Below are 8723 nucleotides of genomic sequence, written 5' to 3'. Positions count from 1 at the left end.
TCGCTGGACTGGTCCACCAGGGCCACGATGCGCTTGAGCGATTCGCCGGACTTGGTGGCCAGGGCGGTGGCGTCCTCGATGGTGCCGGCGGAGCGGTCCACGTTCTCCATGTTCTTGCGGGTGCCGTCCTGGATGCCGCGTATGGCGTCGCCCACTTCCTTTGTGGCGGTCATTGTCTTCTCGGCCAGTTTGCGCACTTCGTCGGCCACGACGGCGAAGCCGCGTCCGGCGTCGCCCGCGCGGGCGGCTTCGATGGCGGCATTAAGCGCCAGCAGGTTGGTCTGGTCGGCGATGTCGCTGATGACGTTCATGATCTGGCCGATGGCCTCGGCCTGCTTACCCAGGGTGGCCATGTCGGCCTTGAGCGCTTGGGACTGCTCGCGCACTTGGGCGATGCCCTTGACGACATCGCCCACGATGCCCGCGCCTTCCTGGGCCTGGCTGCGGGCCTCGTCAGAGGTCTGCGCGGCCTGCTGGGCGTTTTTGGCCACCTCAAGCACTGTGGCGTTCATCTCTTCCATGGCCGTGGCGGTTTCGCTCACACGCTCGGACTGCTGCTCCGCGCCGCGGCTGGACTGCTCGATCTGTGCGGAGAGCTCTTCGGAGGCGGAGGTGACCACCTCGACCACGCTTTCCAGCTGGTGCGCGGCCTGGAGCATGCCCTCGGCCTTGGCGCGTTCGGCCCTGGCCTTGGCCTCGGTGGCCTCATTCGTGGCTATCTGCGCCAGGCGCGCCTGCTCCGCGGCTTCGGCGCTCTTCTGGTCGGCCTCGGCTATTTTACCCTTCAGGGTGGCCACCATGTGCTTCATGGCGCCGAACACGCCGATCTCGGGCCGCTTGGGATCGAACTGCACGTCCAGGTCGCCCCCGGCGATCTTGAGGGCCAGGCTGGAGATGGAGCCGGGCTCGTCGCCCAGCTGCTTCAGCATATCGCGCGCGACGATGATGCCGATGCCCACACCGAGCAGAATGGAGAAGAGGGTGGCGATGATGGCGATCATGCGCGTGCTGGCGTATGCCGCTGCGCTTTCCTCGGCCGTCTTTTTGGCGTTGATGGACTTGCGCTCCACCAGGACTTCCACAGCCTTGCCGAGTTCCAGGGCCTTTTCGTTGGCCTTGGTCGAGGAAAGGGCCTGGGCCTTTTTGCTCAGCACCGTGTCCGTGGTGTTGCCCAGGCGCACCACCTCTTCATGCACCTTGAGCCATTCCTCGCAGATTGCGAGCATCTTCGTCACTTCCGCTTTGCCTTCCGGGGAGTGGAAGAGCTTTGGGATATCCTCGAGCTGTGTATTCAGCTGCCCTCTGCGCATTTTGATCAGGTCCATGTACTTCGCCAGGTCGGCGTCGGTGTCCGCCAGGATGAGATTCTTCTCCTCCCGGGTGATGCGGAGCACGGAGATGAGGATGGAACGCGCCTCATCCAGGCCCTTCATGTCCGTGGTGTACAGCGCGTCCACGTCCGCCGCCAGGCTCTTCAGTCCGCTGAGCGCATAGAACGCCAGCAGGGCCGTGAGGGTTGAGAGGATGCAGGCCAGCCCGACCAGTTTGGTCATCGTCTTTAAGTTCTTCATGGATCTCTCCAGGGTATGGAATTCTGTTGTTGCCTTTTGAACAAAAATGCCGGGCTGGGGGGAATCGCCGCCACGGCCGGAGGCGCGCCGGTCTTTCGATCGTACTATGCGTAATCGGCAGGGGCTGCGATTGCAAGAGGGGCGAAGGCAATAAAATACAAGGGGGGATAGCAATAGCGAAAAACCGGGGGGGGCGATGCGCATCCGCCCCCCCCGGAAGACTTACTTCAGCTCATTCTCCAGCACGTCGTAGTGCCGCACATGCTTGTCCGGCACGATTTCGTACTTCTCGTCGCCGGGGTAGAGCACGGCGCGTTCAAGGTTCTCGCCCGCGAAGGCGCGCACGGCCTCCCAGGTCTCCCAGTAGGTGGTGAGGCCGATCTCCACGCAGCCGGAACGCCCGGCCTGGCAGGCCTGGTCCAGGCGCTCCAGCACCTGGTGCCCCTGGTAGCCTGGCGTTTCCCGCGCCTCGCGCACGCCGGTGCGCTCCAGGTGCTGCAGGAACCCGTCCCGGTGCCGCGTGGGGCACAGGCATTTCCATTCGCGCGCAATCATCTTTGGGCCGCTCCCGCTACTTGCGTATGGTGTTCGGGTGGTGCGCGTCTATGTCCTTCCTCACCTTGTGGCACATGGTGCAATTGCCCGCCGCCCCCAGGGGCTTGGCCAGCTTCTGGTACTGCAGGGGCTGGATGCTGTCGCGGTTCTTCCCGTAGGGGTTCACGGACGGATAGAGCGCGTGCTGCGGGCCGTGGCAGGCCGGGCAGGACAGCGCGCCCATCTCGTCCAGCCGGGTGCGGAAGCGGCCTTCCGCGTTCTTGGTCCAGTTGCCGAAGGCTTGGCTGGGGTCCGGGCTGCCGTAGTCCTTGTGGCAGGCCAGGCAGTCGGGCGTCTGCACCCAGGCGGTGCGCGGGGGGATCGTCTCCTTGGCCATGGCCTGCGGGGTGATCTGGCTGATGAGCTTCTTTGCGCCGCGCTTGTTGGTCTCGGCCTCGCGCTTCAGAAGCGCCAGGGAGTGGTCCTCAAGGGCGCCGTGGCAGGACACGCAGTCGAGTCCCACCTGGGCGTGCAGGCCGCGCTGGAAGCGGGTGCCTCCGTCCGGGCGGCTGGGGTGGCAGCGGGCGCAGGCCTCGGCCCCCTGGCCCTTCATGGTGTTGGCGTGGAAGCCGTGCAACGCGGCCGAAACGGACAGGAGGTCGCCGCGCCCGGTGGTGCCGGTGAGCGGATCGGAGTGGCAGTTGGTGCACTGCACGGTCTTGCCGCCCTTGGCCTGGGATGCGAGCTGCGTGCGGTTCAGCCGGTCGTGGATGCGCAGGATGTTCAGGCCGGTTTCGCCGCTGATGTTGCCCTTCTTGTCCGCGCCGCCGTGGCAGCCGGAGCAGGCCACCTCGTCGGACAGGGGCAGGGCCACGCGGGTGCGGCCCAGGACCTTGCCGTCCGTGGCGTCGCGCGCTTCGATGGTGGCCAGCGGGTACGGGTTCAGCGTGCCGTCGGGCTTTCTGGGCGAGAGCGACAGCTTGGCCAGGAACCACTCACGGCCTTCGATGAGCTGCATGGAGCCGGAAGCCGCGCCGTTCTCCACGGTGTAGGAGAGGGCCACGTTGTCGGTGATCTTGTTCGGACTGTCGCCGCGCTTGATGAGTTGGGCGTTGAGTTCGAGCAGGGGCGGACGCAGGGAGAAGGCCCCTTGCGACTCCACCACCATGTGCATGCCCAGGTCGGGCCAGGCCAGCAGCACGTATTCGTCGATGGCCGGGTTGAAGGCCGGAATCTCGGTGTCCTGGTCCTTCAGGGTCACGGCGGCCAGGGCCTCGTCCTTGCGGCCGCCCAGCACCTCCGACAGGTAGCTGGCCAGGGCTTCCTTCTCGGCCTGGTTGCCGATGAATGGCGGCATGGCCGGGTTGACCTTGGAGATTGCGCCCAGGAGCGCCAGCATGCCGTGCTTCGTCAGGTTGGCGGCCCAGGGCTTGATGTTGTTCATGGGGCCGCCGATGGAATGGCAGCTTGCGCACTGGTGCTGGTACAGCTCGGCCCCGGCGGCAAGCTTGTTCTCGTCCGTCACCTCGCGGATGCGGGCCCATTTGGCCGTGGCCAGGTAGCCCTGGGCGCTGGCCGCTTCCTCGGTGCCCACGCGGATGCCGTTGGAATAGGTGTGGCCGTACAGCAGGTAGGGCTTGCGCGCGGCTTCGCGCACGAACTCGAAGCTGCCGATGATGCCCCAGCCGGTGAGCACCACGATGAGCGCCAGCGGGAAGCGGATGCGCGCCGGGGACTTTACCGCCAGCAGCAGCGCGCCCAGGGCGGCCGCGCCGGCGAAGAGTTCGAAGTACTTGAGGAAGCCGGAGATGCGCGCCGAGCGCAGCATGACCATCTCATACTGGGGCAGGGGCAGGGCCTTTATGTACCACCAGCCCGCGCCCAGGCAGACCAGAAGCGGCAGGATGGTCCAGGCCGCGGCCATGCGCACCATGCGCTCGCGGGCGATTGTCTGGCCGTCCTCCTCCGGGATGCGCGTGGCCGTGACGAAGCCGAAGAGTCCGGCCAGGGAAAGGGCGATGGCCGTGCGCAGCAGGCACTGCGGCCAGAAGCTGGGATTCATGAAGCCGTCCCAGAAGTTGCGCGTGGTGAGCCATTCGCCCGGGGTCAGCATGAAGCCGATGATGCCGTTGATCATGAAGAGCGAAAGGAAGGCGAAGAGGAAATAGAACCAGCCCATGCGGATGTGGTCCGCCGGATCCATGCGGTCGAAGCCGTAGTAGTAGATGAGGAGCGCCACGATCTCGCCCAGGAAGAACACCCACTCGGTGGCGAAGCCCCAGACGAAGATCTTGAGCAGGGTGCTGGTGGCCTGGGGCGACAAGAGCCCGATGGTGAACCAGATGCCCACGCCCGTCACACCGCCCGCCACCATGGTGATGAGCAGGAAGAAGCGCGTGTGCTTCTTCACGTGGGCCAGAAGCGCCGGGCTGTTCAGCCTGCGGGCGTAGATCTCCGACAGGACGAGATACAGGCCGCCGCCCACGGCGAAGTGCGCCAGGAACACGTGGAAGGTGCCGATGAGCGCGATCCAGAAACCTCCGGCCAGGGCGAATTGGTGCCAGGTTGGGTATTCCATGGCCTAGCCCCTCCCTGCGGTTTTCGGGGCCGATTTCGCATAGAGCTTGAGCATGTAGGCGATGGCCGCCAGGCCCACGGCCAGTGAGGCCAGGAACATGATCAGGGGCGAAAGCTCGCCCGTCACGGGCAGGCTGGACGGATGGAACCAGGGGGCCAGCGTGGCCAGGCGCACCTGGGAGCGCGTGGTCGACATGAGCGCCACGGTGAGCACCACCAGGGCCGCTGCGGCCATGGGCTTCTTTTGTATGCCCGCCAGAAGCGCGGCCAGCCCGGCCACGACGCTTGCGGCCAGCACGGCGGTGGCCAGCGGGCTTTGCCCCATGAAGGAGAGCATGACCTCGCGCGGGAGGGAGAACAACAGCCAGCCGCCCACCAGAATCTGCAGCATGGTGACGCGCGTGAACCAGGCCAGGCCGAAGTCCACCCAGTCCTGGCGGCGCTTCTTCTGGCCCAGGAGCGCGGCGTACAGCCCGGCCACGGCGGGCGCGGCGATTATGGCGTGCAGGTAGCGCGGCCACATGGTCGCATCGGAAAGATTGAGCAGGCTGCCGCGCGGGTTGTCCATGTAAGCCAGCCAGGCGGCGGGCCGCAGCATCAGGGTCATGTTGTTGGCCAGCAGGAAGCCCGTGTACAGCAGGAACGCCAGGGAGATTCCAAGGGCCAGCCGTGCCAGGCCCGGAGCGCTCTCGCCCTTGGCGTCGTGCACATACAGGCCGTAGTAGCCGATGATCACCGCGCCGATGGCCGAAAGCCACCACCCGGCCATGAGCACCGAGCTGGTGTACAGGAACTGGCCGTACAGCACCTGCACGAACAAAAGCGGGGCCACGCCGAAGTTCACCGTGAGCGCCAGGAAGGTGGGCGCGCGGTGGCCGAGCTCCTTGGCCAGGTCTTTGTGTTTGCCCGTCGCGCGGCCCAGGAAGGCCAGCAGGGCGGAGCCCACGGAAAGGTTCATGAACAGGATGTGCAGGGCGAAGGTGAGCACGAGCAGCGCCTCAAGCAGTCCCCAGGGCGAGGGGATCGCTTCGGGCGCGGGAATGAGCCGGGCCGGGTCCATGGCGTATTCTCCTTGACGGATGTCGATGATACGGCAATACACCGCCTTGGGCGCGCTGGCAACGAATTGCGCATATTCTTTGCACTGGCACGGTCATGTTTTTTCCACTTTTCACTACAATCCCTGGAGCATATTCAGGATACTCCCCCCAGGAAGTCAAATGGACACCGTGATTCTTCTGGATGTCGGCAACACCAACGTCAAGGTGGGCCTGGCCCGGCCGCACCTCGGCCTCATCTCCACCTACGCCCTGCCGACTTCGTCCTCCGGCGGGCTGGACACCCCGGACGCCTGGGGCCTCAAGCTGCTGGACATCTGCCGCGTGGAGAATGTGACCCCCGGCGAGGTGGCGGGCTTTGCCGCGTCCTCCGTGGTGCCGCCCATGAACCCCGTGCTTTCCCGCGCCGCCGCGCGCTTTTTCGACCGCACGGTGCGCTTTGCGCCCGGCGACATCCCCATCCCCATCGAGAACCGCTACGCCCGGCCCTCGGAAGTCGGCGCCGACCGCCTGGTGACGGCCTTTGCCGCGCGCCAGCTTTCGGACGCCCCGGCCCTTGTGGTGGTGGACTTCGGCACCGCCACCACCTTCGACTGCGTGCTGGGCGAGGCCTTTGTGGGCGGGCTCATCTGTCCCGGCGTGCTTTCCAGCGCGCGCGCGCTGGCCACGGGCACGGCCAAGCTGCCGCACATCACCCTTGAAATCGGCCCGCCGCGCGCCGATGGCGGGCTGGACATCGGGCAGAGCACCTCGCAAAGCCTCAACGTTGGGCTCATCCACGGCTTTGCGGCCATGGTGCAGGGCCTTGCGGCCAAGCTGGCCACCACGCTTTTGCCCGGGCGCGAGGCCGAGGTGCGCGTCATCGCCACCGGCGGCTTCGCGGGGCGCATCGCCTCCGTGTGCCCGGCCATCCACGAGGTGCGCGAGGATCTGCTCATGGAAGGCCTCTGGCGCGCCTGGCAGGCCTCGCGCTAGGAACCCTGGGCCCGGTTTGGCCGCAGCGCACGCAAAAACGTCACGGGAGAGTATTTGAATCCGTGACGGAAATGGTATATTGCCCTGCATGGAACAATACGTTGTCCATCACGGACCACGCAATCACGGTTCACACAACCACGGTTCACAAAACCAAGGAGCGCATATGAGCACCATCATTGCTGTCTGGGCCCGCGAAATCCTGGATTCCCGCGGCAATCCCACCGTCGAGGTCGAGGTTACCTACGAATCCGGCGCTTCCGGCCGCGCCGCGGTGCCCTCCGGCGCCTCCACCGGCAGCCGCGAGGCGCTCGAGCTGCGCGACGGCGACAAGAAACGCTACGGCGGCAAGGGCGTGTCCAACGCGGTGAACAACATCCGCGAAGAAATCGCCAACGCCGTGGTCGGCATGGACGGCCTGCGCCAGGTGGCGCTGGACAACTCCCTCATCGACCTGGACGGCACGGAGAACAAGGGCCGCCTGGGCGCCAACGCCATCCTGGGCGTCTCCATGGCCAACGCCCGCGCCGCGGCCAACTTCCTGGGCATTCCGCTGTACCAGTACCTGGGCGGCGTCAACGCCAAGCTTCTGCCCGTGCCCCTCATGAACATCATCAACGGCGGCGCGCATGCCCCGAACAACCTGGACATCCAGGAGTTCATGATCCTGCCGCTCGGCGCGGAGACCTTCGCCGACGCCCTGCGCATGGGCGCGGAGACCTTCCACCAGCTGAAGAGCATCCTCGCCAAGGACGGCCACGTGACCAGCGTGGGCGACGAGGGCGGCTTCGCCCCCAACCTGAAGAGCCACGCCGAGGCGCTTGAGTACATCATCCGCGCCATCGAGGCCGCGGGCTACAACCCCGGCTACGAGATCGCGCTCGGCATGGACTGCGCCGCCAGCGAGTTCTTCGACAAGGGCAAGTACAACCTGAAGGGCGAGGGCAAGATCATGTCCAGCGCCGAGATCGTGGACTACTACGCCGATCTCGTGTCGCGCTTCCCCATCGTCTCCATCGAGGACGGCATGGCCGAGGGCGACTGGGACGGCTGGGCCAGCCTCACCGACCGCATGGGCAACGACATCCAGCTGGTGGGCGACGACATCTTCGTCACCAACCCGGACATCCTGGCCGAGGGCATCGAGCGCGGCGTGGCCAACTCCATCCTCATCAAGCTGAACCAGATCGGCACCGTGACCGAGACCCTCGACACCATCGAGATGGCCAAGCAGGCCGCGTACACCACGGTTGTCTCCCACCGCAGCGGCGAGACCGAGGACGCCTTCATCTCCGATCTGGCCGTGGCCGTGAACGCCGGGCAGATCAAGACCGGCTCCCTGTGCCGCAGCGACCGGCTGGCCAAGTACAACCAGCTCCTGCGCATCGAGGAGGATCTGGAGGAAGAGGCCATCTACTACGGCCCCATCCTGGCCGAATCCTGGTTCGCCCACGAGCACGAGGAAGAATAGGCGTAGCCGCTTACGATCAGGCTGAAACGAAAGGCCCTGTCCCTGCAAGGGGGTGGGGCTTTTTTTTGTGTATTTCGAACATGCGGCTATAATAAGACGACTTGGCCGAAAACATGCAAGCATTGTTATCGAATTTTGTGATGCGTGCGAGGTTATAATGCAAGAGTATATGAGTGCGATCGATAGTGTAATTAGGCTGTTGGGTGACAATAAGTCGCTAACCGTTGTAGGGGCGATTATCGTATTTGCATTAACGCAGCTACCATTGTTGGCGTTGCGCCTGTCCATGTCTGCAAGCTGTCGGTGGCAAAAGTCGTCTGATCCAGAAAGGCAGATCCTGTCGTTAAATGTTGCCGTTAAAAACGTTGGCATACTGAAGTTTCGCGTGGTTGATCTTCATGTAAAGATTTGGGAAACGAACGAGCCGAATGCAAATAGCGTCGCTGAATGGTTTAGGCCAGATGTTTGTTGTAAAAATAAACCGCTGTGTGAGACTGATAAAGAAGTCGCAAATCATGTGTATTGGAATTATTATGC

7 protein-coding genes are annotated in these 8723 nt (G+C 64.7%); 3 read left to right on the top strand and 4 right to left on the bottom strand.

The features are described from left to right. The 4 genes from VN419_RS12925 to VN419_RS12910 all read right to left on the bottom strand — a co-directional run. On the bottom strand, positions 1-1571 hold a 1571-nt coding region (locus tag VN419_RS12925; RefSeq protein ID WP_325647632.1), incomplete at its 3' end, for a methyl-accepting chemotaxis protein. Between the two features lie 222 nt (positions 1572-1793). Then, positions 1794-2126: an antibiotic biosynthesis monooxygenase gene (locus VN419_RS12920; protein WP_325647631.1), complete on the bottom strand. Its 333-nt coding sequence runs from the start codon at positions 2124-2126 to the stop codon at positions 1794-1796. Positions 2127-2142: 16 nt separating this feature from the next. Continuing rightward, the gene (locus VN419_RS12915) at positions 2143-4683 is read right to left on the bottom strand and encodes a cytochrome ubiquinol oxidase subunit I (RefSeq protein WP_325647630.1); all 2541 of its coding nucleotides are present in this window, start codon (positions 4681-4683) and stop codon (positions 2143-2145) included. Positions 4684-4686: 3 nt separating this feature from the next. Beyond that, the gene (locus VN419_RS12910; RefSeq protein ID WP_325647629.1) at positions 4687-5742 is read right to left on the bottom strand and encodes a hypothetical protein; all 1056 of its coding nucleotides are present in this window, start codon (positions 5740-5742) and stop codon (positions 4687-4689) included. 160 nt (positions 5743-5902) lie between these two features. Here VN419_RS12910 and VN419_RS12905 point away from each other — a divergent pair, with 160 nt between their 5' ends. The 3 genes from VN419_RS12905 to VN419_RS12895 form a co-directional block, all read left to right on the top strand. Next, positions 5903-6715 carry a type III pantothenate kinase gene (locus VN419_RS12905; RefSeq protein WP_325647628.1) on the top strand — a complete coding sequence of 271 codons (813 nt, stop codon included), beginning with the start codon at positions 5903-5905 and terminating at the stop codon, positions 6713-6715. Between the two features lie 166 nt (positions 6716-6881). After that, positions 6882-8186, top strand: a complete 1305-nt coding sequence (eno, locus tag VN419_RS12900; RefSeq protein ID WP_325647627.1) for a phosphopyruvate hydratase — start codon at positions 6882-6884, stop codon at positions 8184-8186. A 169-nt stretch (positions 8187-8355) separates the two neighbouring features. Beyond that, on the top strand, positions 8356-8723 hold a 368-nt coding region (locus VN419_RS12895), incomplete at its 3' end, for a hypothetical protein (protein ID WP_325647626.1).

Source organism: Humidesulfovibrio sp., from assembly GCF_035560995.1.
Classification (GTDB): Bacteria; Desulfobacterota; Desulfovibrionia; order Desulfovibrionales; family Desulfovibrionaceae; genus Humidesulfovibrio.
Note: the sequence above shows the minus strand (reverse complement) of the source record. Positions and strands in the feature narration are given on the sequence as shown.

Bases quoted from the DNA above. Each gene is read 5' to 3' on its own strand.
- VN419_RS12905 (WP_325647628.1), top strand. From the start codon at position 5,903: ATGGACACCGTGATTCTTCTGGATGTCGGCAACACCAACGTCAAGGTG.
- VN419_RS12920 (WP_325647631.1), bottom strand. From the start codon at position 2,126: ATGATTGCGCGCGAATGGAAATGCCTGTGCCCCACGCGGCACCGGGAC.
- eno (WP_325647627.1), top strand. From the start codon at position 6,882: ATGAGCACCATCATTGCTGTCTGGGCCCGCGAAATCCTGGATTCCCGC.
- VN419_RS12915 (WP_325647630.1), bottom strand. From the start codon at position 4,683: ATGGAATACCCAACCTGGCACCAATTCGCCCTGGCCGGAGGTTTCTGG.
- VN419_RS12910 (WP_325647629.1), bottom strand. From the start codon at position 5,742: ATGGACCCGGCCCGGCTCATTCCCGCGCCCGAAGCGATCCCCTCGCCC.